General features: G+C 67.9%; 21 protein-coding genes and 1 pseudogene. 13 read left to right on the forward strand and 9 right to left on the reverse strand.

From position 1 onward, the window contains the following. Positions 1-20 precede the first annotated feature (20 nt). The 6 genes from BBJ41_RS19435 (at position 21) to BBJ41_RS19460 (ending at position 7391) form a co-directional block, all read left to right on the forward strand. Positions 21-1904, forward strand: a complete 1884-nt coding sequence (locus tag BBJ41_RS19435; RefSeq protein WP_069747983.1) for a dipeptide ABC transporter ATP-binding protein — start codon at positions 21-23, stop codon at positions 1902-1904. A 129-nt stretch (positions 1905-2033) separates the two neighbouring features. After that, the gene (gene gsiB / locus BBJ41_RS19440) at positions 2034-3596 is read left to right on the forward strand and encodes a glutathione ABC transporter substrate-binding protein GsiB (protein ID WP_069747984.1); all 1563 of its coding nucleotides are present in this window, start codon (positions 2034-2036) and stop codon (positions 3594-3596) included. Positions 3597-3663: 67 nt separating this feature from the next. Then, the gene (gene gsiC / locus BBJ41_RS19445; RefSeq protein WP_069747985.1) at positions 3664-4584 is read left to right on the forward strand and encodes a glutathione ABC transporter permease GsiC; all 921 of its coding nucleotides are present in this window, start codon (positions 3664-3666) and stop codon (positions 4582-4584) included. 7 nt (positions 4585-4591) lie between these two features. Beyond that, entirely contained in the window at positions 4592-5485 is an 894-nt protein-coding gene (gsiD, locus tag BBJ41_RS19450) for a glutathione ABC transporter permease GsiD (RefSeq protein WP_069747986.1), read from the forward strand. Continuing rightward, a complete protein-coding gene (locus BBJ41_RS19455; protein WP_069747987.1) occupies positions 5485-6567 on the forward strand; it encodes a DmpA family aminopeptidase in 1083 nt (360 codons plus the stop codon). Before gsiD ends, BBJ41_RS19455 begins: the two co-directional genes overlap by 1 nt. After that, positions 6564-7391, forward strand: coding sequence for a M55 family metallopeptidase (locus tag BBJ41_RS19460; RefSeq protein WP_069747988.1), 828 nt, complete (start codon positions 6564-6566; stop codon positions 7389-7391). Before BBJ41_RS19455 ends, BBJ41_RS19460 begins: the two co-directional genes overlap by 4 nt. A gap of 35 nt (positions 7392-7426) precedes the next feature. On the opposite strand, the gene BBJ41_RS19465 is transcribed toward BBJ41_RS19460, so the two are convergent. Continuing rightward, on the reverse strand, positions 7427-8206 hold the full coding sequence (locus BBJ41_RS19465) for an alpha/beta fold hydrolase (RefSeq protein WP_069747989.1): 780 nt from the start codon (positions 8204-8206) through the stop codon (positions 7427-7429). Between the two features lie 142 nt (positions 8207-8348). On the opposite strand from BBJ41_RS19465, the gene BBJ41_RS19470 reads away from it, so the two are divergent. Then, the gene (locus tag BBJ41_RS19470) at positions 8349-9128 is read left to right on the forward strand and encodes an AraC family transcriptional regulator (RefSeq protein ID WP_069747990.1); all 780 of its coding nucleotides are present in this window, start codon (positions 8349-8351) and stop codon (positions 9126-9128) included. Positions 9129-9598: 470 nt separating this feature from the next. Here the strand turns inward: BBJ41_RS19470 and pcaG are convergent, their stop codons facing one another. From pcaG to BBJ41_RS19485, 3 genes are all read right to left on the reverse strand, one after another. Further along, positions 9599-10192: a protocatechuate 3,4-dioxygenase subunit alpha gene (pcaG, locus tag BBJ41_RS19475; RefSeq protein WP_069747991.1), complete on the reverse strand. Its 594-nt coding sequence runs from the start codon at positions 10190-10192 to the stop codon at positions 9599-9601. Between the two features lie 3 nt (positions 10193-10195). Further along, on the reverse strand, positions 10196-10903 hold the full coding sequence (gene pcaH, locus BBJ41_RS19480) for a protocatechuate 3,4-dioxygenase subunit beta (protein ID WP_069747992.1): 708 nt from the start codon (positions 10901-10903) through the stop codon (positions 10196-10198). Positions 10904-11180: 277 nt separating this feature from the next. Next, positions 11181-11744: a YiiX/YebB-like N1pC/P60 family cysteine hydrolase gene (locus tag BBJ41_RS19485; protein WP_069747993.1), complete on the reverse strand. Its 564-nt coding sequence runs from the start codon at positions 11742-11744 to the stop codon at positions 11181-11183. A gap of 120 nt (positions 11745-11864) precedes the next feature. On the opposite strand from BBJ41_RS19485, the gene BBJ41_RS19490 reads away from it, so the two are divergent. The 4 genes from BBJ41_RS19490 to BBJ41_RS19505 all read left to right on the forward strand — a co-directional run bounded on the left by BBJ41_RS19490 (position 11865) and on the right by BBJ41_RS19505 (position 14523). After that, positions 11865-12602 (forward strand): helix-turn-helix domain-containing protein, encoded by a 738-nt coding sequence (locus tag BBJ41_RS19490; protein WP_069747994.1) that lies wholly within the window; start codon positions 11865-11867, stop codon positions 12600-12602. A 77-nt stretch (positions 12603-12679) separates the two neighbouring features. Further along, a complete protein-coding gene (pcaQ, locus tag BBJ41_RS19495) occupies positions 12680-13666 on the forward strand; it encodes a pca operon transcription factor PcaQ (RefSeq protein WP_069747995.1) in 987 nt (328 codons plus the stop codon). A 127-nt stretch (positions 13667-13793) separates the two neighbouring features. Next, on the forward strand, positions 13794-14153 hold the full coding sequence (locus BBJ41_RS19500) for a type II toxin-antitoxin system RelE/ParE family toxin (protein ID WP_069747996.1): 360 nt from the start codon (positions 13794-13796) through the stop codon (positions 14151-14153). A gap of 73 nt (positions 14154-14226) precedes the next feature. Next, entirely contained in the window at positions 14227-14523 is a 297-nt protein-coding gene (locus BBJ41_RS19505; protein ID WP_011658604.1) for an XRE family transcriptional regulator, read from the forward strand. 128 nt (positions 14524-14651) lie between these two features. Here BBJ41_RS19505 and BBJ41_RS19510 read toward each other — a convergent pair. From BBJ41_RS19510 to BBJ41_RS19520, 3 genes and pseudogenes are all read right to left on the reverse strand, one after another. After that, positions 14652-15925, reverse strand: a pseudogene (locus BBJ41_RS19510) (APC family permease). A 134-nt stretch (positions 15926-16059) separates the two neighbouring features. Continuing rightward, entirely contained in the window at positions 16060-20517 is a 4458-nt protein-coding gene (locus BBJ41_RS19515) for a DEAD/DEAH box helicase (RefSeq protein ID WP_069747997.1), read from the reverse strand. Positions 20518-20737: 220 nt separating this feature from the next. Then, positions 20738-21262 carry a metal-dependent hydrolase gene (locus BBJ41_RS19520; protein WP_069747998.1) on the reverse strand — a complete coding sequence of 175 codons (525 nt, stop codon included), beginning with the start codon at positions 21260-21262 and terminating at the stop codon, positions 20738-20740. 403 nt (positions 21263-21665) lie between these two features. Here BBJ41_RS19520 and ggt point away from each other — a divergent pair, with 403 nt between their 5' ends. Further along, positions 21666-23387: a gamma-glutamyltransferase gene (gene ggt, locus BBJ41_RS19525; protein WP_069747999.1), complete on the forward strand. Its 1722-nt coding sequence runs from the start codon at positions 21666-21668 to the stop codon at positions 23385-23387. Between the two features lie 117 nt (positions 23388-23504). Here the strand turns inward: ggt and BBJ41_RS19530 are convergent, their stop codons facing one another. Continuing rightward, positions 23505-24428 carry an alpha/beta fold hydrolase gene (locus BBJ41_RS19530; protein WP_069748000.1) on the reverse strand — a complete coding sequence of 308 codons (924 nt, stop codon included), beginning with the start codon at positions 24426-24428 and terminating at the stop codon, positions 23505-23507. Between the two features lie 318 nt (positions 24429-24746). Here BBJ41_RS19530 and BBJ41_RS19535 point away from each other — a divergent pair, with 318 nt between their 5' ends. Continuing rightward, positions 24747-25196, forward strand: a complete 450-nt coding sequence (locus tag BBJ41_RS19535; RefSeq protein ID WP_069748001.1) for a winged helix-turn-helix transcriptional regulator — start codon at positions 24747-24749, stop codon at positions 25194-25196. Between the two features lie 21 nt (positions 25197-25217). On the opposite strand, the gene BBJ41_RS19540 is transcribed toward BBJ41_RS19535, so the two are convergent. Beyond that, the gene (locus BBJ41_RS19540) at positions 25218-25829 is read right to left on the reverse strand and encodes an ANTAR domain-containing response regulator (protein ID WP_069748002.1); all 612 of its coding nucleotides are present in this window, start codon (positions 25827-25829) and stop codon (positions 25218-25220) included. Positions 25830-25835 lie beyond the last annotated feature (6 nt).

Consider the following 25835-nt stretch of genomic DNA (forward strand, 5'->3'; position numbering starts at 1 on the left):
TCGCACGAGGAGACCCACGCATGAGTTCGAGCCGTAACCCGTCCGGCCTGGTGCTGCCCGAGCAGCGTGTCGTCGCCGTGGACGACCTGTCGGTGACGTTCCGCCGCGAAGGCGAGACGTTCGACGCGGTGCGCAACGTGTCGTTTCACGTCGACCGCGGCGAGACGCTCGCGATCGTCGGCGAATCGGGCTCGGGCAAGTCGGTCACGTCGCTCGCGCTGATGCGGCTCGTCGAGCATGGCGGCGGTGCGATCACGGGCGGCCGGATCGCGTTCCGGCGCCGCGGCGGCGCGCTCGTCGATCTCGCGCAGGCGAGCGCCGCGACGATGCGCGGCATTCGCGGCGCGGATATCGCGATGATCTTCCAGGAGCCGATGACATCGCTGAACCCGGTGTTTACGGTCGGCGACCAGATCAGCGAGGCGATCGCACTGCACCAGTCGAAGAGCGCGTCCGAAGCGCGCGCGGAAGCGCTGCGGCTGCTCGACCTCGTGCGCATTCCCGAGGCGCGCCGCGTGTTCGCGCGCTATCCGCACCAGTTGTCGGGCGGGATGCGGCAGCGCGTGATGATCGCGATGGCGCTGTCGTGCCGGCCCGCGCTGCTGATCGCCGACGAGCCGACGACCGCGCTCGATGTAACGATCCAGGCGCAGATCCTGCAACTGGTCCGCGGGTTGCAGGACGAGATGAACATGGGCGTGATCTTCATCACGCACGACATGGGCGTGGTGGCCGAAGTGGCCGATCGCGTGCTCGTGATGTATCGCGGCGAGAAGGTCGAGGAGGGCGAGTCGGATCGCATCTTCGCGGCGCCCGCGCATCGTTACACGCGCGCATTGCTGGCGGCCGTGCCGCGGCTCGGCTCGATGCAGGGCACCGACATCCCCGAGAAATTCCCGCTGCTGAAGGTGGACGGCGCGGCAGCCGTGCCCGCGGCACCGGCCGCGCAACCGCACGTCGATCCGGCCTCGGCGCCGATCCTGCGCGTACGCGATCTCGTCACGCGTTTTCCGGTGAAGAGCGGCGTGTTCGGTCGCGTGTCGCAGTACGTGCATGCGGTCGAGCGCGTGAGCTTCGAGCTGCGTGCGGGCGAGACGCTCGCGCTCGTCGGCGAATCGGGCTGCGGCAAGTCGACCACCGGTCGTTCGCTGCTGCGCCTCGTCGAATCGCAAAGCGGCTCGATCGAATTCGACGGCCGCGACATCAGCGCGATGAAGGGCGCGGACCTGCAGGCGCTGCGCCGGAACATCCAGTTCATCTTCCAGGATCCGTTCGCGTCGCTGAACCCGCGAATCACGGTCGGCTTTTCGATCATGGAGCCGCTGCTGGTGCACGGCGTCGCGAGCGGCCGTGAAGCGCAGGCGCGCGTCGACTGGCTGCTCGACAAGGTTGGCCTGCCGCCCGAGGCCGCGCGCCGCTATCCGCACGAATTCTCGGGCGGGCAGCGGCAGCGGATCGCGATTGCGCGCGCGCTCGCGCTGAACCCGAAGGTCGTGATCGCCGACGAGTCGGTGTCCGCGCTCGACGTGTCGGTGCAGGCGCAGATCGTCAACCTGATGCTCGACCTGCAGCGCGAGCTCGGCGTCGCGTATCTGTTCATCTCGCACGACATGGCCGTCGTCGAGCGCATCAGCCATCGCGTCGCGGTGATGTATCTCGGCCAGATCGTCGAGATCGGCCCGCGCCGCGCGGTGTTCGAAGCGCCGCAGCATCCGTACACGAAGAAGCTGATGAGCGCGGTGCCGGTGGCCGATCCCGCGCGCCGGCATGCGCCGCGCCAGCTCGCGGCGGACGAAATTCCGAGCCCGATCCGCGCGGCCGGCGACGAGCCGGTCGTCGCGCCGCTGGTCGCGGTCGGCCCCGATCATTACGTCGCGACGCATCGCGTCGGCGGCGCGTACTGAACGCACGGCAGGCCGCATATGGACCGCAGCTGCGCACGAGCGAGACAACGGCGTCTTTATCCCGAGCGGGTGCAGTCACGCCGCGATTTCCACCACGCGTTACCGAATCATCCACAGGAGCCCAACAAGATGAACAAGCCGTATTCGTTCCCGATGTTCCGTCCGCGCGCGCTGCTCGCTGCGGGTGCCGGCGCGCTCGCGTTGTCGGCCGCGGTGCCCGCGTTCGCGCAGCAGAACGTCGTGGTCGCCGTGTACTCGACGTTTACGACGATGGACCCGTACGACGCGAACGATACGGTGTCGCAGGCGGTCGTCAAGTCGTTCTACGAGGGCCTGTTCGGTTTCGACAAGAACATGAAGCTCGTGAACGTGCTCGCGACCAGTTATACGGCGTCGCCGGACGCGAAGGTGTACACGGTCAAGCTGCGCCAGGGCGTGAAATTCCACGACGGCACCGATTTCAACGCGGCCGCGGTGAAGGCGAACTTCGACCGCGTGACCGATCCGGCGAACAAGCTGAAGCGTTTCGGCCTGTTCCGGGTGATCGAGAAGACCGAAGTGGTCGATCCGACCACGGTGCGCTTCACGTTGCGCGAGCCGTTCTCGGCGTTCGTCAACACGCTCGCGCATCCGTCCGCGGTGATGATTTCGCCGGCCGCGCTGAAGAAGTGGGGGCGCGACGTGTCGCTGCATCCGGTCGGCACCGGGCCCTTCGAGTTCGTCGAGTGGAAGCAGACCGACGACATGAAGGTGAAGAAATTCGCCGGCTACTGGAAGAAGGGCTATCCGAAGGTCGACTCGATCGACTGGAAGCCGGTGGTCGACAACAACACGCGCGCCGCGCTGATCAAGACCGGCGAGGCCGATTTCGCGTTCACGATTCCGTTCGAGCAGGCGAACGATCTGAAAAGCAGCCCGAAGGTGGACCTGATCGAGGCGCCGTCGATCATTCAACGCTACATCTCGCTGAACACGCGGCAAAAACCGTTCGACAACCCGAAGGTGCGCGAAGCGCTGAACTACGCGATCAACAAGGATGCGCTCGCGAAGGTCGTGTTCGCCGGTTACGCGACACCACAGACCGGGGTGGCGCCGCTGGGCGTCGAATACGGGACGAAGCTCGGGCCCTGGCCGTATGACCCGGCGAAGGCGCGCGCGTTGCTGAAGGAGGCCGGCTACCCGAACGGCTTCGAATCGACGCTCTGGTCCGCCTACAACCACACGACGGCGCAGAAGCTGATCCAGTTCGTGCAGCAGCAGCTCGCGCAGGTCGGCGTGAAGGTGCAGGTGCAGGCGCTCGAGGCCGGCGAGCGGGTCGCGCGGGTGGAGAGCGCCCAGGATCCGGCGAAGGCGCCGGTGCGGATGTACTACAGCGGCTGGTCGGCGTCGACCGGCGAGGCGAACTGGGCGCTGTCGCCGCTGCTCGCGTCGGAGTCGGCGCCGCCGAAGCTGTACAACACGGCGTACTACAAGAACGGCCTGGTCGACGACGATCTCGCGCAGGCGCTCGCGACGACCGACCGCGCGAAGAAGGCGGCCCTCTACGCCGATGCGCAGAAGCAGATCTGGGCCGACGCGCCGTGGATCTTCCTCGTGCAGGAGAAGATCGTCTACGCGCGCAGCAAGCGTCTGCAGGGCATGTACGTGATGCCGGACGGCTCGTTCAACTTCGACGAGATTTCGGTGAAATGACGGCGGTTTGCCCGCCACGCGGCGCCGGCGGCGCAAGCTGCCGGCGCGCTGATTCGATCGGTGCCCCATGCTGAATTTTCTCGTCAAACGCCTGTTCGGCCTGCTGCCCACGCTCGCGATCGTCGCGGTGCTGGTGTTCCTGTTCGTGCACCTGCTGCCGGGCGACCCGGCGCGGCTCGCGGCCGGCCCCGAAGCCGACGACGCGACGGTCGCGCTCGTGCGGGCCGACCTCGGCCTCGACCAGTCGATGCCGACGCAGTTCGCGAACTTCTTCGTGAAGATCGCGCACGGCGATTTCGGCGTGTCGACGCGCAGCAAGCGGCCGGTGTCGACCGAGATCGGCGAGCGCTTCATGCCGACGCTGATGCTCACGCTCGTCAGCATGGCGTGGGCGACGGCGTTCGGCATGGCGATCGGGATCGCGTCGGCGGTATGGCGCAATCGCTGGCCCGACCGCCTCGGGATGACGATCGCGGTGTCGGGCATCTCGTTTCCCGCGTTCGCGCTGGGCATGCTGCTGATGGAGATCTTCTCGGTGAAGCTTGGCTGGCTGCCGGTCGTGCCGGACGGCACATGGAAGAGCTACGTGCTGCCGTCGCTGACGCTCGGCGCGGCCGTCGCGGCCGTGATGGCGCGCTTCACGCGCGCATCGTTCGTCGAGGTGCTGAACGAGGATTTCGTGCGCACCGCGCGCGCGAAGGGCGTGCACGAGCCGATGGTCGTGCTCAAGCACTGCCTGCGCAATGCGATGATCCCCGTCGTCACGATGATGGGGCTGCAGTTCGGTTTCCTGCTCGGCGGCTCGATCGTCGTCGAGGCCGTGTTCAACTGGCCGGGGCTCGGGCGGCTGCTCGTCGATGCGGTGACGATGCGCGACTACCCCGTGATCCAGGCGATCGTGCTGCTGTTCTCGCTCGAATTCATCCTGATCAACCTGACCGTCGACGTGCTGTACGCGGTCATCAACCCGACCATCCGGTTCAAGTGAGGCGCGCATGAACGCGACTGTCCCGACCGCGGCACCGGCCGCATCGACCGCGATCCGCACGCCGTGGCGTGAATTCTGGCGCAAGTTCCGCAAGCAGACCGTCGCACTGGTCGCGGGCGGCTTCGTGCTGCTGCTCGTCGTGCTGGCGTTCGTCGGCCCGCACATCGTGCCGTTCGATCCGGAAAACTACTTCGACTACGACGCGCTGAACGCGGGGCCGTCGGCCGTGCACTGGTTCGGCGTCGATTCGCTCGGCCGCGACATCTTCAGCCGGATCGTCGCCGGCACGCGCATCTCGCTCGCGGCCGGCTTCTTCTCGGTCGCGCTCGGCGCGCTGATCGGCACGATCTTCGGGCTGCTCGCCGGCTACTACGAAGGCTGGTGGGACCGCATCACGATGCGCGTGGCCGACGTGCTGTTCGCGTTCCCGGGCATCCTGCTCGCGATCGGCGTGGTCGCGATCCTCGGCAACGGGATGATCAACGTGATCTGCGCGGTCGCGATCTTCAGCATCCCGGCGTTCGCGCGGCTCGTGCGCGGCAACACGCTGATGCTCAAGCACATGACCTACGTCGAGGCCGCGCGCAGCATCGGCGCGTCGGACTGGACGATCGTCATGCGGCACATCCTGCCGGGCACCGTTTCGTCGGTCGTCGTCTACTTCACGATGCGGATCGGCACGTCGATCATCACGGCCGCGAGCCTGTCGTTCCTCGGGCTCGGCGCGCAGCCGCCGACGCCGGAGTGGGGCGCGATGCTCAACGAGGCGCGCGCGGACATGGTGACGGCGCCGCACGTCGCGATCTTCCCGAGCCTCGCCATCTTCCTGACCGTGCTCGCGTTCAACCTGCTCGGCGATGGCCTGCGCGACGCGCTCGATCCCAAACTGGAGCGCCGCTGATGCGCACTGCACCGATGTGGGCCGCCACGCTGCCGGCCGGGCCGCGCGGCACGATCGCCGACGTGCCGGGCGTGACGGTCGGCCATTGCACGCTCGCCGCCGGCGGCGTGCAGACGGGCGTGACCGTCGTGAAGCCGCATCCGGGCGACGTGTACCGCAGCAAGGTGCCGGCCGGCGCGGCCGTAATCAACGGCTTCGGCAAGAGCGTCGGGCTCGTGCAGGTCGCCGAACTCGGCACGCTCGACACGCCGATCGCGCTGACCAACACGTTCGGCGTCGGCGCAGTGGCGCAGGCGCAGATCCGTGCGGCGATCGCGGCGAATCCGCAAATCGGCCGCGACTGGTCGACCGTCAACCCGCTCGTGTTCGAGTGCAACGACGGTTACCTGAACGATATCCAGGCGTTCGCGGTCACGGCCGCGCATTACGACGACGCGTGCCGCGCCGCATCGCGCGACGTCGTGCGCGGCGCGGTGGGCGCCGGGCGTGGCATGTCGTGCTTCGACCTGAAGGGCGGCATCGGCTCGGCGTCGCGCGTCGCCGTCGCGGCTGGCCGGCCCTATACGGTCGGCGCGCTCGTGCTCGCGAATTTCGGCCGGCTGCCGATGCTGACGCTCGGCGGCGTGCCGCTCGGGCGTATCGTCGCGCAACGGCAGGCTGCTGCGGCCGCGCATGCGGCGCCGCCCGAGCAGGGCTCGATCATCCTGCTGCTCGCGACCGATGCGCCGCTCGACGCGCGGCAACTGTCGCGGCTCGCGCGCCGCGCGGGCGCGGGGCTGGCCCGCACGGGTTCGGTCTACGGGCACGGCAGCGGCGACATCGCACTCGCATTCTCGACCGCGTACACGATCGCGCACGACGCGTCGTACGTCGCGCTGCCGGCTCTCGTGGCCGACGCGGCGCTCGATCCGCTGTTCATGGCCGCGACCGAAAGCGTCGAGCACGCGATCGCCGATGCGCTGCTGCAGGCCGTGACGGTCGCCGGGCGCGATGCTCACGTGCGGCAATCGCTGCGCGATGCGGTGCCCGATCTCGATCACCTGTTCAACGAAGACAACGAAGGGCGTGTTACCCCATCATGAAGATCCTGATTTCGACCGACATCGAGGGCGTCGCCGGCGTATTCGCCGTCGAGCAGACCCGCGCCGGCAATCCGGAATACGAGCGCGCGCGCCGCTGGATGACCGCCGAGGCGAACGCGGCGATCGAAGGCGCGTTCGCGGGTGGCGCACAGGCCGTCTGGGTCAACGATTCGCACGGCGGGTATCGCAACCTGCTGCCGGACGGGCTCGATGCACGCGCGCGCGTCGTGCTCGGCAAGCCGCGCATGCTCGGGATGATGGCGGGCCTCGAACAGCGGCCCGACCTCGTGTTCATGATCGGCTATCACGCGAAATCGCAGGCGCGTGGCGTGCTTGCGCACACGATCAACAGCTTCGCGTTCACGCAGGTGTGGCTGAACGGCGTCGAGCTCGGTGAAGCCGGGCTGTATGGCGCGCTGGCGCGTGAATACGGCGCGCACGTCGCGCTGGCGACGGGCGACGATGTATTCGCTGAGGAAACCCAACCGTTGTTTCCGGACGCGCATTTCGAAACGCTGAAGACGGCCGGCGGTGCGTCGAGCGGCGACACGCTCACGCCCGCTGCCTCGTGCGCCCGGATCGCGACCGCCGCGCGCGAGACGGTCGCGCGAGCGTTGTCGTCGGATTGGCGCGCCGGCGCGCATCGACCCGCGCCGGCCGCTTGCACGCTGCGCGTGCAGACGGCCGCGCTCGCCGATCTGTTCTGCGTGCTGCCGTCGCTCGAGCGCGTCGATGCGGTGACGCTGCGCTTCGACGGGCCTTCGGTCGAGCATGTGGTGCGCACGCTGAACAGCTTGTCGGCGATGTCGTTCATGTTGCGGTGATGCGCGCCGCGACGATGCCGCCTGCGCGTGGCGTGTCAGTCGATGACGACGGGATGGGTTGCCGCGGCAAGCAGGAATGCTTCCATCGCCGCGACCAGCGCGAGCGGCGTCTCGTTCATCGGATAGTGGCCCGCATTGCGCAGCACGTCGACGGTGGCGAGCGGGTAGCGCCGCAGGTAGGTGCGCGCCATCAGCGCCGCGTCGAACGCCGGATCGTGCTCGCCGATCAGTACTTTCACCGGATGGACGCCGGTAATCTCGCCGCTGAAATCCGTATCGGCCCACGCGCGGAAGTACGCGCCGAACGCCTGCGCCGACGCACAGGCTGCCGAATACGCGGCTTTCCACTCGACCCAGGCGGCGGGCAGCCGGCCGCCCGTGCTGCGATCGATGATGGTCCGGCGATCGGCGAGGGTGCCGGCGGCGCGCTCGAATAGCGCGCGCCGCCCGGCGTCGAACGGCAGGCCGCCGCACGGCACGGGCGCGATCGGCACCAGCGCACGCACGCGTTCGGGCGCGACGGCGGCGATCTTCTCGATCGCCATGCCGCCCATCGAATGGCCGACGAGGCTGAAGGTCGGGAAGCCGAGCGCATCGGCGAGCGCGAGCGCGTCGGCGGCGATCTCGTCGATCGTGTAGTCGCCGGGTGTGTCGCGCATGCGGCCGTAGCCGCGGTAGTCCATGAACACATAGCTGAAGTGCTCGCGCGACAGCCAGGCTTCGACGGGTTCGAACGCGCGGGCGTCGCCGAACCAGCCGTGCAGCACGAGAACAGGGTGGGGGCCGTCCCCCACGCGATGAAACGTATTCGGCATGTCCGCTCCGATGAGGTTGCAATTCGGCCGATCAGGCCGACGGGTCTTGCGACCGTGAGGTCGCGCAAGCCTGGAGCGGATCGTAGATCGATCGAAGGTGACCCGCCTTCGATATCGGGTCATTGATGATGGAATTCGGGCCGTGAGAAATACGCTGCTGGACCCTTACGAACACATTCCCCGGAGCGTGGTCGTGACCGCCAACGACTATGCGGCGGGCACGACGTTTCCGGAGCACGCGCACGGGCGCGGGCAATTCGCGTTCGCGTCGCGCGGCACGATCAGCGTGTCGACGCCGCACGGCCGCTGGCTGGTGCCGCCGCAGCGGGCCTGCTGGGTGCCGGCCGGCGTGCGGCACGAAATGACGATGACCGGGCCGGTCACGATGCTCAACACGTTCGTCTCGGATGACGCCGCGCTCGACGCGGGCCTGCCTGAACAATGCGGCGTGTATGGCGTGTCTCCGCTGCTGCGGCAATTGATCGACGATGCGATCGACCTGCCGGCCATGTACGACGTCGACGGGCGCGCGGGCAAGCTGATGGCGCTGCTGATCGCGGAAATCGCGACGATGCCGCGCCTGTCGCTGCATGCGCCGCTGCCGGCCGACGCGCGGCTGGCGAAGGTGTGCCGGCACCTGTTCGCGTCACCGTCGATCGCGGCCGATCTCGACCAGGTGGCCGCCGACGCGGGCGTGAGCCGGCGCACCTTCACGCGACAGTTCCGCGCGCAGACGGGCGTGAGTTTCGCCGCGTGGCGCCAGCAGGTCTGCATGCTCGCGGCGATTTCCCGCCTGAGCGACGGGCAGCCGGTGACGCGCGTCGCGCTCGATCTCGGTTACGCGAGCGCGAGCGCGTTCACGTCGGCGTTTCGCCGGATCCTGGGCGATACGCCGAGCCGGTATCTGGAAATCCGGCGTTGACCGGAAGGGGCTGCCGGCGGGCGCGCCAGGTCTGCTCGCCGGTGCCGCAGCCGCAAAAAAATACGCGCCTGCCAAATTCGGTCAGACGCGTTTAAAGGCACACGGTCAGAAAAAAATGCGCGCACAGCCGGCCGGGCGGTGTCGCGCATTACTTGCGTAATTGTTGCTTAGTTCGATTCAATTCCGTCGGCTCGTTGCGGATAACGAAGCATACGCCGCATAACGCGCAAACGATACACCACCGAACGGACGACTTATGTGCTGTCGCAGCAAGCGTTTCAATCGCGCGTTCGATGTGGGGGACAGAAGCCACGGGCAAAGGACATCGGCCCCCGTGGCCTGACGCGATGCGGCGCAGCATCGAAAGAAGGCGACGGAACACGAAAAACGCCGCGTGACGCGATGCCTGTCGGTATCGCGCCACGCGGCGCTGCGGTGGCGGGCGGAGCCGGCGTGCGCCGGCCCATGCGTCACACGTCGAAGAACACGGTTTCTTCCGGCCCCTGCATGCGGATGTCGAAGCGGTAGACGACCGGGCGGCCCGGCTGCGCGTCGCGTTTCGCGACGAGCGTCGCGCGGCGCTCGGCCGGCACCGTGTTCAGCACGGGGTCGGCCGCATTCGCCGCGGCTTCGTCGTCGAAGTACACGCGCGTGAACGCATGGGTGAGGATCCCGCGCATCATCACGGTCACGTTGATGTGCGGCGCCTCGTCGGCGGCGATGCGGCCCGGCTTCACCGTCTCGACGACGAAGCGGTGCTGCGCATCGGTGCCCGTGCCGACCCGCGCGAAGCCCGTGAAGCCGGATTTCGCGATGTCGTCGCGCGACGCCGGGTAGCGGCCCGCGCCGTCCACCTGCGTGAATTCGAGCAGCGCGTCGTTGACGACCTTGCCGTCGCCGTCGAACACCTGCCCGACCAGCAGCACGTGCTCGCCTTCGGCGTGGGTGGCTGCGATCGTCGGCGTGAACAGGCTTTTCAGGTCGTAGTCGTATTGCTGCGGGCACAGGCCGTATGCGAAGTACGGGCCGACCGTTTGCGAAGGGGTTTGCTTCAGCGTCGTCATGGTTCAGCGCTCCATCGGGGTGGCGTCGCGGCCGCGCAGCACGATGTCGAATTCGTAGCCGAGCGCATAGCCTTCTTCGGTGATGTCCATCGAGAAGCGCGAGACCAGGCGGTCGCGCGCTGCTTCAGGCGTGCCCTGGAAGATCGGGTCGTACGCGAGCAACGGATCGCCGGGGAAGTACATCTGCGTGACGAGACGCGAGCCGAAGTAATCGCCGAACAGCGAGAAGTGGATGTGATTCGGGCGCCACGCGTTCGGATGGTTGCCCCACGGATACGCGCCGGGTTTGATCGTCAGGAAGCGGTAGCGGCCTTCGTTGTCGGTCAGGCAGCGGCCCGCGCCGAGGAAGTTCGGGTCGAGCGGCGCGTCGTGCTGGTCGACCTTGTGCACGTAGCGTCCGGCCGCGTTCGCCTGCCATACCTCGACGAGCGTGTTGCGCACGGGCTGGCCGCCTTCGTCGAGCACGCGGCCGGTGACGACGATGCGCTCGCCGAGCGGCTCGCCGTTCTTCACCGCGTTCTTCGTCAGGTCGTGATCGAGCGCGCCGAGATCTTCGGCGCCGTAGACGGGCGCGTACTGGTCGCGCAGCTTTTCCTTCAGCGGGATCATCGGGCGCGTCGGGCCGCGCTTCACGGACGAGCGGTACTCGGGGTGGACATAGGCCGGATGCGACGGCCAGTCGCGCGGCGTGAGGATCGTGGGGGAATCCATCGGGCGTCTCCTGATAGGTTTTTCGCAAAGTGGATGGCACGACTTTAGCCAATCCGAAAGGTTATGCAAAATGACCTTTTTTCGCGAGACGCATAACGGATGGTTATGTTTGGCGCGCCCATGAAAAATCCGCCGGACAGGATGCCTGTCCGGCGGATGAAAGCGATCGGGCTTCGCGTCGTCGGTGACGACCCCGTGCACGGCCCTCCAGCCAGCCCGTCGCTATTTTTTGTCTTTTGTTCTTGTTGTTATCCGGCCTCCCTGAGCCTGCCTGCCGTCATTTGCGGCCGGGATCGAACACGATTCCGTCGAATTCGAGCGACAGCGCGCCGCTGCGCAGTAGTGCGGCCGGCGTCGCTGCGCGGTCGGCGCCGATCACGTCGCTCAGGTACTGCACGCAGAAACCGCGTCGCGCCCGCACGTTGAAGCGGTTGCCGAGCAGCGCGTCGATCCGCTGTTCGGCCGCCGCGTGTATCCGGCGTTGCGCGTCGGCCGTCGGTGCCGCGACGCGGCGCGCCAGCGCGATGCGTCCGCCCTCGGTACGGGCGACGAAGCGCGACAGCGGCGAGAGTTTCGTCCACGCCAGCGCGGGCTCGGCGATCACGGGTTCGTCGCCCGACGTATCGACGACGATGCCGAAGCGATTGGCCCACGCACCCGTCGCGCCGGCCGCATCGCTCGGCGAGCCGGCCGGCACGCGGATGAACATGAGATCGCCGACATGCGCGCTGGCGGCCAGCGTGCGGACGGTGGCGAGCGGCATCGTGCGATCCGTATCGCGGGCATCGCGCGGTGCGGCGTGGTGCGGTTCGTAGGCTGCGGTTTCGGTTCGGGTGGCCATTTCGGCTCCGTCGTTGAGTGACAGGAAGGAGCGGATTATGCAGACAAGTACTAAAACGTGTTCATCTGCCTGCGCAGGTGGCCTAATATCTGACTTTAAGCATCATTTTTCGATACCAAAATGACCGAAACCGCCCAACTCATCGAAACGCTGAAGCGCCAGTTGAAGGCGCAGGGAATGACCTACCGCGATGTCGCGCGTGCGCTCGACGTATCCGAGACGAGCGTGAAACGGCTGTTCGCGAGCGGCCGCTTTACGCTCGAGCGCGTCGCGGAGATCGCACAGCTGCTCGGCTACACGCTGGCCGAGCTCGTGCAGGAGGCCTCGGCGTCGGCGCCGCGGTTGCACGTGCTGACCGAGCAGCAGGAGGCGCTGCTCGTGTCGGACGAGAAGCTGCTGCTCGTGGCCGTCTGCGCGATCAACTACTGGACCGTCGAGGACATCGTGTCGGCTTATCGCGTGACGAAAGCCGAGTGCGTGAAATACCTGCTGATGCTCGACCGGATGAACGTCGTCGCGCTGCTGCCGGGCGACCGGATTCGCGTGCGCGTCGCGCGCGATTTCGACTGGCTGCCGGGCGGCCCGATCCGGCGTTATTTCCACACGCACGCGCTCGGTGATTTCCTCGACAGCCGCTTCGACGGCGCGGGCGAGACGATGACGTTCTCGCAAGGGATGCTGACCGAGGCGGCCGCCGCGGAACTCGAGCAGGAGCTGCGCCGCCTGCGCAGCAAGGCCGCCGCACTGCATGCGGAATCGTCGTCCGCGCCGCTCGGGCAGAAACACGGGACGGGGCTGCTGATCGCGAAGCGGATCTGGGAGCCGACCGGCTTCCACGCGTTGCGGCGGGACGCGTGACGTATCAACGACTGCTTGGGACTATCCGGAAAGTTATGCAAAATGGCGTTTCATCGTCAATCGCATAACCACCCGTTATGAATAACCGTATCGCCGACGGCCGCGTCAAGTTCCGGCACCTGCAGTGCTTTCTCGCGGTCGCGCAGTTGGGCGGCGTGCAGAAGGCGGCCGAAAGCCTGTCGATCACGCAGCCGGCCGTCTCGAAGACGATCGCCGAACTGGAGGCGATCCTCGGCGTGAAGCTGTTCGAACGCGGCCGGCAGGGCGCGCAGCCGACCCGCGAGGCGCAGTTGTTCATGCCGCATGCGAACGCGTGCGTGCTGGCGTTGCGGCAGGGTATCGGGTTGCTCGCGCGCGAGAGCGGGGCCGCCGCCGCGACGCTCGAAATCGGCATGCTGCCGACCGTCGCGGCATCGCTCGCGCCGGCGTTGATGAAGGCGCTCACCGAACGCTGGCCGCGCGTCGTCGTGCGGATCGCGACGGCCGCGAACGCCGATTTGCTCGAGCGCCTGAAGTCAGGTGCGATCGAATGTGCGATCGGGCGGCTGTCGGAGCCGGAGCGGATGATCGGGCTCTCGTTCGAGCAGTTGTACAACGAGCCGCTCGTCGCGGTGGTGCGCGCCGGGCATCCGCTGCTGTCGAGCGCGGCGCCGGCCACCGAGCTCGCGCGCTACCCGGTCGTGCTGCCGCCGTTCGGCACGCTGATCCGCCAGTCGGCGGAACAACTGCTCGGTGCATGTGGCGTGCCGCCGCTGGATTCGTTCATCGAGGTGTTGTCGGTGTCGGTCGCGCGCGCGCTGGCGCTCGAAAACGACGCGGTGTGGTTCGTGCCGCTCTATGCGGCCGAATACGATCTGTCGGCCGGTGCGCTGGCGCGCCTGCCGCTGCCGTCCGCGGGCACCGACGAACCGGTCGGGCTCGTGCTGCGCACCGACGCGCAACCGTCGCCGGTCGCGCGCACGCTGATCGACGCGGTGCGCGACATCGCGCGATCCCGATTCGGCGATACGCGCCCGCACCGGTCGCCACGCGCCGCGCGCAAGCCGGCTCGCCGCGATCGTTGAGGCGCCGGACCGCACCGCACACCCGTCTCGATTCCTTTGCCTGCCGCCTGATTGGCCATTCGGTCAGTAGCGGTACTCGCGGCGCTTGGCATATCGTATCGTTTTTGGTACGCTTGGTGACAAGACGATGGCGAGACAGCAAATCCAGGTCACGCTCGGCGTGCGGTTTTTCCGCACGGCGCGCGGTAACGAGCCGGTGCGCGAATGGCTCAAGGCGCTCGGGCAAGTGGAGCGCAGGGTGATCGGCGAAGAGATCAAGACCGTTCAGCTGGGCTGGCCGCTCGGCATGCCGCTGGTCCGGAAGATGGCGAAGGATCTATGGGAGATCCGCGTGATGCTGCCGGGGCGGAGCGCCCGCGTGCTGTTCACGGTCGTCGGCGACACGATGGTCCTGCTGCACGGCTTCTTCAAGCAGTCGCGGGCCACGCCGTCGGACGATCTCGGCGTCACCGTCGCGCGGCTGAAAGCGCTGACGCACGCCATCTGAATTTCCCGGTTGCGCCGGAACGCGCCGTCGTCGACGGTCGGGCCGCCGGCAACGCCATGCATTGGAGTACGACATGACGACCACGAACAACCCGCATATCGGCAGCGACTTCGATACCTTCCTCGAAGAGGACGGCAATCTCGAAGCGGCCACCGCCACCGCGATCAAGCGCGTGATCGCGTGGCAGATCGGGCAGGAAATGAAGGCGCAGCACATCACGAAAACCGCGATGGCCGCGCGGATGAAAACCAGCCGCGCCGCGCTCAACCGGCTGCTCGACGAAACCGACACGAGCCTCACGCTGGCGACGCTCGCGAGCGCGGCCACCGCGCTCGGCAAACGGCTCAGCTTCGAGCTGGTGCCGGCCTGACGGGCGCGAAGAAACGGCGCGCGGCCGGCTTGTCGCGATCGGCCGTGTGATGCGCAGCGGGCTGCGGCCGGCGTTTGCCGGTGCGTGGCCAAGAGCCGGCGGGTGTCGGCCTGCATGCGCAAACCGGGTCACTGACGCGGCCCGGCCATCTGCAGATAAAGCAGCGCACCGCCCGCGAGCAGCAGCGGGCACAGCAAGTACCATCCGGTCGTCAGGAACAACCCGGCGACCGCGACCAGCGAAATCCATGCGCAGCGGTAAGCGATGCCCCGCGCGGCAGCAACTTCAGCGCGGCGGCCGCGCCGAGCCCGTACACCATCACGAAACACCCGGACGTGACGAGCACGAGCGGCTTCGGCCCGACGTCCGAGATCGTCGTCGCGGCCAGTGCAATGGCCGCGAGCACGGCGATCACGCCAAGGCTGCGGCGCGGGACGCCGCCGACCTGGCTGCCTTGTGCGAGCCACGCAGGCAACGCGCCGTCGCGCCCGAGCGCCGCACCGAGCTTCGCGGCGCCTGCGAAATACGCGTTCATCGTGCCGAGCGTGAGCAGCAGCGCGGCCGCGGCGGCCAGCACCTGCGCATGACCGCCGATGCCGCCTGCGATTAGTTCGGCGAGCGGCGCGCCCGATCCGCCCGCGGACGGCCCGAGCACCGTCACGCTCGCGGCAGCGACCGACAGGTACAGGAACCCGACCACCACGACCGCGATGCCGGCCGAGCGCGGCATGTCGTGCGCGGGCCGGCGGAATTCGGCGGCGAGATGCGTGATCGCTTCCCAGCCGGCGAAGCTCCACACGAGCAGCGCGGCGGCCTGGCCGACCGCGAGCCAGCCGTGCGGCGCGAACGGATGGAGGTTCGACGTGCGTGCATGCGGCGCCGACGCGAGCACCGCGGCGAGCAGCAGCATGACGAGCAGGGCCGACAACACGAGCTGCATGCGGCCCGATACGGTGACGCCGAATGCATTCGCCGCCGACACGGTCGCGATCAGCGCGGCGGCCGTGACGATGACCGTCGTGTGCCCGCCGCCCGTGACGGCCGCGACGTACGCGCCGCCGAACATCGCGGCGGCCGGCGCCCCGGCCGGCACTGCGAAGTAGAAGCACCAGCCGACGATCGCCGCCGCTTTCGGCCCGAACGCGCGCCGTGCGTAGGTCGATACGCCACCCGCGTCGGGATAGCGCGCGCCGAGTGCGGCGAAGGTGGCCGCGAGCGGCCCGGACAGCACGACGAGCGCGGCCCACGCGAGCAGCGATGCCGGGCCTGCAACCTCGGCGGCCAGCGCGGGCAACGCGATTACACCGGTGCCGAGCACCGCGCCGATATACAGCGCGGCGCCCTGGAAAATCGTCAGCGAGCCTGCGTGATGGGCGGCAGGCGAGTCGGCATGCGAGGGCATGGGCAGCAGTCTCCGGAAGTCTTGTTATGGACGGGCGCGGGAATCCGCGCGGCCAATCGATCGATGCTACCCGAACGATGGCGACAGCGCGGCCCGGCGATCAGTAGTCTGTGCGGTACGCGTGTCAGTCGATGTCAGCAGTAGCGCGCAAGGCGCAGGCGCGCATCCTCGCGCGCGGCGGGCGACAATTCGGGCGCATAGTGGAACGCACCCGACACGAGCGATGCGACGGGCACGCCGTCGCGGAACAGCACGCGATTGCCGGCCAGCGCCGGCACCTTGTCGCCGGGCAGCAGCGTGCCGGCGAGATTCAGCGGGTCGGCGCCCGTCACGCATACGTACTGCCCGTCGCCCGGTTGCCGCCGCAGTTCGCGCAGGATCGGGATCGCCTCGGGCAGCGCGAACTGCTCGCCCGCGAGCCCGGCGACGAAGCGTCCGCCGCGAATCTCGCCGCGCGCTTCGAGCCGTTGCAGCACGCGCACGAGTTCGCGCCAGCTCGGCAGCCAGTCGGCTTCGCGTTCGAGCAGCCGCCAGAACACGACGCCGTAACGACGCAGCAGCGTCCACGCGATGTGTTCGACCGCGTCGGGATCGGTCGCGGCCGGGCCGCGTTTCGGCATCGGCGCATCGTCCGATGGCGGCTGACGCTGCACGAGCGCCCAGCGGCCCGCGTCGTCCATCCCGCCGATCAGTGCGCCGCCACGCCGCGTGCGTGGCGCGTAGGTCGCGCTGCGCTTGACGGCCGGCTTCAGCAGCGCGCGCAGGCCCGCGTAGCTGTCCGCATTCACGAGGCCGGCCGACACGAGTTCGCCGAGCGCCTGTTCGAGTTCGACGGGCAGCATGTGCAGGTCGTCGAGCAGCGCATCGAAGAACATCGCGCCATGGGCGGCGAGCGCATCGCGCACCTGCGTGGCGCGTGCGGACAGCGCCGGTTGCGCGTCGGGGTCGCGCAGCACCTGCCAGGCGGCGAGATGGCGGCGCGGCAGCAGCACGATCGGCGTCGTCTTCACGGGCGTGCCGGCCGCGCGCGCCGGCGCGCCGATGCGCGTCCACACGAGCTTGCCCGAGCGGCACAGCTCGTCGAGGCCGCCGGCCATATAGTCGGTGAGCCGCGCGGGCAGCAGCGCGTCTTCCCAGGCGCTCGCCGCGGCCTCGTAGCCTTCGAGCTGTTCGACGACCGCCGCGAGTGCATCGCGGCCCGAACCGCGCGTGTCGGGCGTCAGGTGTTGCCAGTGGAACAGGAAGCGCATGAAATCGGCGCGCTCGACCGGTTCGATCTCGCGGCGCAGCCGCTTCACCGTGTAGCGATGAATGCGGGCGAGCAGGTGGCGTTCGCACCATTCGTCCGTCGTCGTGCCCGGCGTGAACCGGCCGCGCATCACATAGCCTTCGCGCTCCAGCGCCGCGAGCGCTGTCGCGATCGACACAGGCGGCAGGCCGAGCGGTTGCGCGATCGCGTCGAGCGCAAGCGGCCCGAAACCGGTGAGCCGTGCGCGGATCACGTCGACGAGTGCGGCATCCGCTTCCCACTGCTGCGCGCAGGCGGCCGGCACCTTGAGCACCGGCGCCGTGCGTGCGTCGGGATGCAACGCGCGCATGCACACGAGCCGTTCGACCGGCACCCACAGCGCCGCGCCGCCCGGCGTGACGAGCTTCGTCGCGCGGCGGTTTTCCGCAAGCTCCGCGAGCCGTTCGGGCCAGCCTTCGTGCGCCTGTGCTTCGCTGTCGGCGATGCACGCGAGCGTGAGCAGCGCGTCGTGCATTTCGTCGGCGTCGCGCACGAGCGGCCATGCTTCGTCGCGCACCGCATCGATCGCATCGGCGTCGAGCGCGCCGAGATCGTCGGCCGATTCGGGATCGCTCCAGCGGCGCGACTGCACGGCCTGCGTGCGACGCTCTTCGAGCGGCGCGTCGTCGAGGAACGCGTAAGGCTTTGCGTTCAGGATCTCGGCCGCGAGCGGCGACGGCGCGGGCAGGTCGCGCGCGACAAGTTCGATCGCGCCGCTTTCGATCCGGCGCAGCAACGCGAGCCAGCCATCGGTGTCCATCGCGTCGTGCAGGCAATCGTCGAGCGTCTGGTCGACGAGCGGGTGATGCGGAATCTCGCGCTCGCCGACGATGTTCTCGAGGCACGCGACCTGGTCCGGAAAGACGGTCGCGAGCAGATCCTCGCTCTTCATCCGCTGCAGTTGCGGCGCGGTGCGCCGGCCGCCGGTGAAGCGCGGCAGCGCAAGCGCGGTCGTCGCGTTCCAGCGCCAGCGCACGCCGAACATCGGTGCGTCGAGCAGCGCCTGCACCAGCACGTGCTCGGCGCTGGCCGAACGCAGGTAGCGCCACACTTCATCGAGCGCGAAGCTGTGCGCGAGCGACAGCGACAGGATGATCGCGTCGTCGGTCGCGGCGGCCTGCAGCTCGAAGTTGAAACTGCGGCAGAAACGCTTGCGCAGCGCGAGCCCCCATGCGCGATTGATGCGGCTGCCGAACGGCGAATGGATCACGAGCTGCGTGCCGCCCGATTCGTCGAAGAAGCGCTCCATCACGAGCGTGTCCTGCGTCGGCAGCGCGCCGAGCGCGGCGCGCGTGCGGGCGAGGTAGTCGACGATCTGGCGCGCGGCGTCGGGCGACAGGTGAAGCTCGTCGACGAGCCAGCGCAACGCCGGTGCGAGGCGGCTTTCGGCGGGAGCGATCGCGGTGCCGGTGTCGGCGCCTGCGTTGGTCGCCACGTCGGTCGCGGCACGAGCGCCCGCACGCTTGCGTTTGCTGCCGGCATCCGCGTGCCGGTCGCCTTCGGCGAGCAGCCCGTCGAGCCGCGCGCGCAGCCGGCCAACCGCCGCCGACAGCTCGTCGCTGCGCCCCGGCGCCTCGCCGATCCAGAACGGAATGTTCGGCGACTGGCCCTGCGCGTCCTCGACGCGCACGCGGCCCGTTTCCACGCGAATGATCCGGTACGACTGGTTGCCGAGCTGGAACACGTCGCCGGCCAGGCTCTCGATCGCGAAATCCTCGTTGACGGTGCCGACCTGGATGCCCTGCGGTTCGAGCAGCACCGCGTAGTCGGCCATGTCGGGGATCGTGCCACCCGATGTGGTCGCGGTCATCATCGCGTTGCGGCGCCCGCGCACCGTGCCGCCGACCACGTCGCGATGCAGGTAGGCGCCGCGCATGCCGCGGCGGCTCGTGAAGCCTTCGGCAAGCATCTTCATCACTTCGTCGAAGCGCTCGCGCGACAGGCGCGCGTACGGCGCCGCGCGCGTGAAGCTCGCGTACAGCGCGTCCTCCTGCCATTCCGCACACGCGACTTCGGCGACGATCTGCTGCGCGAGCACGTCGAGCGGCGCTTCGGGAAGGCGCAAGGCGTCGAGTTCGCCGCGTTGCACGCAATCGAGCAGCGCCGCGCATTCGACGAGTTCGTCGCGCGACAGCGGGAACAGCCGGCCTTTCGGGATGCCGCCGACATGGTGCCCCGAACGGCCGACGCGCTGCAGGAACGGCGCGATCCCGCGCGGCGAGCCGACCTGGCACACGAGATCGACGTCGCCGATGTCGATGCCGAGTTCGAGCGACGCGGTCGCGACGAGCAGCTTCAGTTCGCCGCGTTTCAGGCGCTGCTCGGCATCGAAGCGGTGCTCCTTCGCGAGACTGCCGTGATGCGCGGCGATCGCCTCCTTGCCTAGCCGGTCGGCGAGATGGCGTGTCATGCGCTCGGCGGTGCGCCGCGTGTTGACGAACACCAGCGTCGTGCGATGCGCGGCCGCGAGCCCGGCGATCCGGTCGTAGATCTGTTCCCACACGTCGGTCGCCATCACCGGTTCGAGCGGCACGTTCGGCAGTTCGAGCGCGAGGTCGCGCTCGCGCGCGTGGCCCGTGTCGACGATCGTGCAGTCGCGCGGCGCATCGGCCGGGCCGCCGACCAGGAAGCGCGCGACCGCATCGATCGGCTTTTGCGTCGCCGACAGCCCGATGCGCGGCAGCGCGCGCCCGGCCAGCGCGTCGAGACGTTCGAGCGACAGCGCGAGATGACTGCCGCGCTTGGACGACGCGAGCGCGTGGATCTCGTCGACGATGACCGAGCGCACGTTCGACAGCATCTGCCGGCCCGATGTGGACGACAGCAGCACGTACAGCGATTCGGGCGTCGTGACGAGGATGTGCGGCGCGCGCTTGCGCAGCGCGGCGCGCTCGGCCTGCGTCGTGTCGCCGGTGCGTACGGCCGTGCGGATCGCCGGCACCGGCAGGCCGAGTTGCGCGAGCGATTCGGCGATGCCGGCGAGCGGCGCATCGAGGTTCACGTGGATGTCGTTCGACAGCGCCTTCAGCGGCGAGACGTACACGACGAGTGTTGCGTCGGGCAGCGTGCCGTCATGCGACAGCGCATCGCGCACCAGATCGTCCAGCGCGCACAGGAACGCGGTGAGCGTCTTGCCCGAGCCCGTCGGCGCGGCGACGAGCGTCGACCGGCCGGCCTTGATGTGCGGCCACGCGAGCGCCTGCGCGCCGGTCGGCGCGGCGAACGTGCGGCTGAACCACGCGGCGACGGCTGGGTGGAACACGTCGAGCGCACGGGCGGCGGGGCGGGTAGCGGTGACGTCCATCGGAGCGTTGAAATGGGGTGCGAGCGCACGGACGGATCGCGCGCGAATCGAATCGTCAGTGTGCCAGACGTCGCGTGTGCGTGCCGGGCATTGCGTGCCGCTCGGGCACGCGTATCGACACGTCAGATGAGGCCGCGCACGAAACTTTCAATGGACGTGACGGATGTGCGCGCAGCACCCGATGCCGCATTGAACCGCGACACCGTGTGACGACACGCGACTACACGCGATGCAGCCAGCCGAGCCAGTGTTCGAGCAGCGGCGCGCGTGTCCACAGCGATTGCGCGAGCCACAGTGTGCCGCCCCAGGCGGCGCCCACGATGATGAGATCGCAATGTCCGCTGTTCCACAGGTTGAGCGAGTGACGCCGCCAGATCCACGGCACGCCGAGCGGATTCGGCCAGTCGGCGAGCAGGTGCATCACGCCGCCGCAGGCGAAGCCGAACAACGGCGCGGCCCACAGCGGATGCGGATGATGCGTGAGCCCGTGCCACCCGAGCGCGAGCAGCGCGATCCAGCCGATGCCCCAGTGCGTGATGGTGCGATGCGTGATCCACAGGCGGCGCTTGCGGCTCCACCACGCGACTTCGAGCCAGTCGGGCGCGGTGCCGCCCGCGACGCCGGCCGCGAACGCGGCGAGCAGGCCCGCGTGCCACGGGCCGGTTGCGCCGGTCTGCGCGACGAGAACGGCGGCGGCGACGCCGGCCGCGAAGCCGGACGCATGATGCGCATTGTGTGATGCCATAGGGAGCGAGACGAAGAAACGTGAAGCGGCGCGTGAATGAAAATGATGCGGCGCGAAAGCGGGGCGCTATCTTCTCAGATCGCACTGCGCCGCGGGTGGTTCGCGCGCAGATTTTTTTGCATGCGGCACGGCGCGCAGTGCGATTCGCAACTTTCCGTTTTGTGCGTTGCGTGATGACGCGCGCCGCGTGCAATTTCGACCGATCCGCATGCGTGTATCGGCACGACTGCGTGACCGGACGCACACAACGCCGACAATCGGCACGCTTTCGTGGCGCGCCGCGTGTTCGACCCTTTTTGTCCCCCTATACTACGAAACCGGTATGTGGCCGCAGGCGCGCCAGCGGCTATAAGCGGATCAGGTGCTTTTCCAGCCTGAAGGAGATCCACATGGGGGACATGCAATGACTACGCTGAATCGCTTCAAATCATCCGCTGTCGTGCTCGCGACGGTGGCCGGCATCGGGTTCCTGCCGAACGCGCCCGCGTATGCGAAAGGGCCGCAACCGGCGGTCCTGACGAGCTCGGCGGTCGCGGTGGCCGACAAGTACAGCGCGGATGCCGCGGAGCGGATCTTCAAGGAAGGCGGCAACGCGATCGACGCGGCCGTCGCGATCGCCTTCACGCTCGCCGTGACCTACCCCGAAGCCGGCAACATCGGCGGCGGCGGTTTCATGACGATCTACAAGGACGGCAAACCGTACTTCATCGACTATCGCGAGCGCGCGCCGCTCGCCGCGACGAAGGACATGTATCTCGACAAGGACGGCAACGTCGTCAAGGGCATGAGCCTGTACGGTCCGCGCGCGGTCGGCGTGCCGGGCACGGTCGCGGGGATGTGGGAAGCGCAGAAGCGCTTCGGCAAACTGAAGTGGAAGCAGGTGCTCGCGCCGGCGATCCACTATGCGCGCGACGGCTTCCTCGTCGACGAGCAACTGGCGCAGCGCGGCGTCGACGCATCGAAGGAATTCGGCGGCAAGACCAACTTCGACAAATACTTCTCCGGGTTGAAGGCGGGCGTGAACTTCAAGCAACCCGATCTCGCCGACGTGCTGACGCGCATCGCGAACGACGGTGCGGAAGGGTTCTACAAGGGCAAGACGGCCGAGCTGATCGCCGCGTCGATGAAGACCGGCGACGGCAACGGGCTGATCACCACCGAGGATCTCGCGCAGTACCGCGCGGTGTGGCGCCAGCCGGTGCAGGCGAAGTGGAACGGCTATGACGTGATCACCGCGCCACCCCCGAGCTCGGGCGGTATCGGCCTCGTGCAGTTGCTGAAGATGAAGGCCGACCTCAAGCAGGACTTCGAGGGCGTGAAGCTCAACTCGCCGCAATACATCCACCTCGTCGCGGAAATCGAGAAGCGCGTGTTCGCCGATCGCGCGCAGTATCTGGGCGATCCGGATTTCTACAAGGTGCCGATCGCGCAGCTGACCAACGACGCGTACATCGCGAAGCGCGCGGCCGAGGTCAACCCGAAGGAGCCGTCGGATACCAAGAGCGTGCAGCCGGGCCTCGGCACGACGATGCCGGAGAAGGCCGAAACGACGCACTTCTCGGTGGTCGACAAGTGGGGCAACGCGGTGTCGAACACGTACACGATCAACGGCTATTTCGGCTCGGGCGTGATCGCCGACGGCACGGGCATCGTGCTGAACGACGAGATGGACGATTTCTCCGCGAAGCCGGGCGTCGCGAACATGTTCGGCGTGGTCGGCAGTGACGCGAACGCGATCGAACCGAAGAAGCGCCCGCTGTCGTCGATGTCGCCGACGATCATGACCCGCGACGGCAAGGTATCGCTCGTGATCGGCACGCCGGGCGGCTCGCGCATCTTCACGTCGATCTTCCAGGTGATCAACAACATCTACGACTTCAAGATGCCGTTGAAGGAAGCCGTCGGCGCGATGCGCTTCCATCATCAGCTGCTGCCGCCGAACACGATCTTCTGGGAGCCGTACCACCCGATCGAAGGCGAACTCGCGAAGCAGATCGAGGCACGCGGCTACACGCTGAAGGGGCAGGATTTCAGCGGCGATATCCAGGTAATCAAGATCGACGGCAAGACGCCTGAAGCGATGGCCGATCCGCGCGGGCGGGGGGTGACGCGGATCATTCATTGACGCTGAAGTTGACGCGAAGTGACGCGTGCGCGCTCGCGACAGCGGCCGCGCACGCCGTTCCGCAGCTTCGGCTGCGGAACGCTTTTTCTTTTGGATCGCGCGTGCGACGAAACGCGTTCAGCCAGTGCTCCGGATGAACGCGGCGATCCGTGCCGAAATGGCTTCGGGCGCATCTTCGAAGCAGTAATGCCCGACGCCCGCCAGCCGCTCGACGGGCGCTGATGGAAACAGCGCGGTAAAGAGCGGCAGGAAGTGTTCGGCGCCGAGCGTTCGATCGGCGTCTCCCCAGATCGCGAGCGCGGGTTTGTCGCGTATCGCGCGTATCGCCGCCGCATCGGGCGCCTCGAACCGGTGCGCGTCGTCAGCAAACCCCCGTGCCCATCCGATCGCGCCGAGACAATCGGCCGGTCGCGCGAACGGCGCGCCGTAGGCCGCAATCCACGTCTCGTTGATGATTGCGTGATTCTCGAAGCCGTTGAGCTTCAGTGTGCTCAGGATGTTGAAGCCGAGTTGCCCGAGCACCGTTTCGAGCGTGTCGTCAGCAGCCGCGCGCGTGATCCACCGGAACCATGGCGCATCGCGGCCGTTCGCGGTCAGGCGTTCGATCAGATCGGGCTGGCCGAACGGCGTCGGCCCGTTCGCCGACACGATGCGCCGGATGCGATCCGGGTGACGGGCGGCAAGCCCCATGCCGACCGGGCCGCCGAAGTCGTGCAGCACGAGCGTGATCCGATCGAGGTCGAGCGCGAGAACGAAACGTTCCAGGTTGTCGATATGATCGTGCAGCCAGTAGCTGCGATCTTGCGGCGTCGCGCTTTTTCCGAATCCCATGTGGTCGGGCACGACGACGCGGTGCGTTCGGCTCAGCGTCGCAACCAGATGGCGGAACAGGTAACCCCACGTGGGTTCGCCATGCAGGCACAGGACGGTTTCGCCGTCGCGCGGCCCCTCATCGACGTAGTGCATCCGGAAGCCGGACGTGTCGTCGAAATGCGGGGCGAATGGAAAGGTGCCGTCGAACGTGGCATCGGACCGGATCATCGTGCGCTCCTTCGGGTAGCCGGATTGTTTGGTTTCAAATTGAAACCATGTCGAAGCGTAGGACATGTGGTTTCAAGTTGCAACCTGAAGAATGATCCGGGCCACCGCTGGATGACGGCGTTACCGCGTTCGATGAACGATGAAAAAGGGGATGAGGAGGGATATATCGATTGAAATGCACGAATTGAATTGCCAATCCATGGCGATACATCCGTTCCATTCATCGATCGCGAACAGTCAGCCGCCGAGGGTTGATCTTTTATGATCTTGGTTTTATATTGCAACCAATCGCATCGGCAAAAAACACCGTAACCCTCGATGAACAGACGAACCACGCACGAAGATTCCCTCTGTGGAGTTGCCCGCCCGCTCGACGCGATCGGCGACTGGTGGTCGCTGTTGATCGTCCGTGACGCATTCGACGGGCTTCGCCGTTTCGGCGAATTCCAGAAGAACCTCGGCCTCGCGAAGAACATCCTGGCCGCACGCCTGCGCAACCTGGTCGCGCACGGGATCATGGACATGGTGCCGGCCGCGGACGGCGGCGCGCATCACGAATACGTGCTGACCGAGAAAGGGCGCGGCCTGTTTCCGCTGCTCGTCGCGCTGCGGCAGTGGGGCGAGGATTTCTTCTTCGAGCCGGACGAGGCGCACGTGCTCCTCGTCGACAGGAAGACCGGGCTGCCGGTCAGGAAACTGGAGCTGCGCTCGCAGGACGGGCGCGTGCTCGGGCCGGAAGACACGGTCGTGCTGCCGCCGCCCGACTGACGCGCGGCGAACGATCCCGCGTCACCGTTTCAGCAGCGCATGCGCATGCACGATCTGCTCGGCGAGCTGGTTGATCGAGATGCGGCGCTCCATCGCCTGCGAGCGGATCTGCTGATACGCCTCTTCCTCGCTGATCGCGTTGTGTTGCATCAACAGCGTCTTCGCCTCCTGCAGCGTGCGCGCGGACATCACGCGCTGTTCGAGCTGCGCGATACGGCGCCGGTATTCGTCGTGCCGGCGGCTCTGGTGGCACGCGAGCGCCATCGCGCTCAATAAACCGAACGAGCGCACGGGCGTCGTGACCGCGCTCTGCGCATCGATGCGCAGCATCAATTCGAGAATCGTCGGGCTTTCGTACGTCGTCACGGCGATGACGGGCGGTCGCGCTTCGTCCTCGAGCCACGGGATCGACAGGTGCAGCAGGTCGGGCCTTACCGCGAGAATCACGAGGTCGACGCTCTCCGGCAGGGTGGCGGGCGGCGGCCAGCGCTGCTCGCTCGGGCAGCCGATGCGCGACAGTTGCTCGACGAGCAGCAGGCCGTTGTCGTCGTCCGGGTAGTACACCATCACGCGGAGCGAACGCAGTTCGGCGAGCAGGCGCGGCGTCGAGCGGATCGGGGTGCGGGTGCGCATCGTCGG

This window comes from Burkholderia stabilis (assembly GCF_001742165.1).
GTDB lineage: Bacteria > Pseudomonadota > Gammaproteobacteria > Burkholderiales > Burkholderiaceae > Burkholderia > Burkholderia stabilis.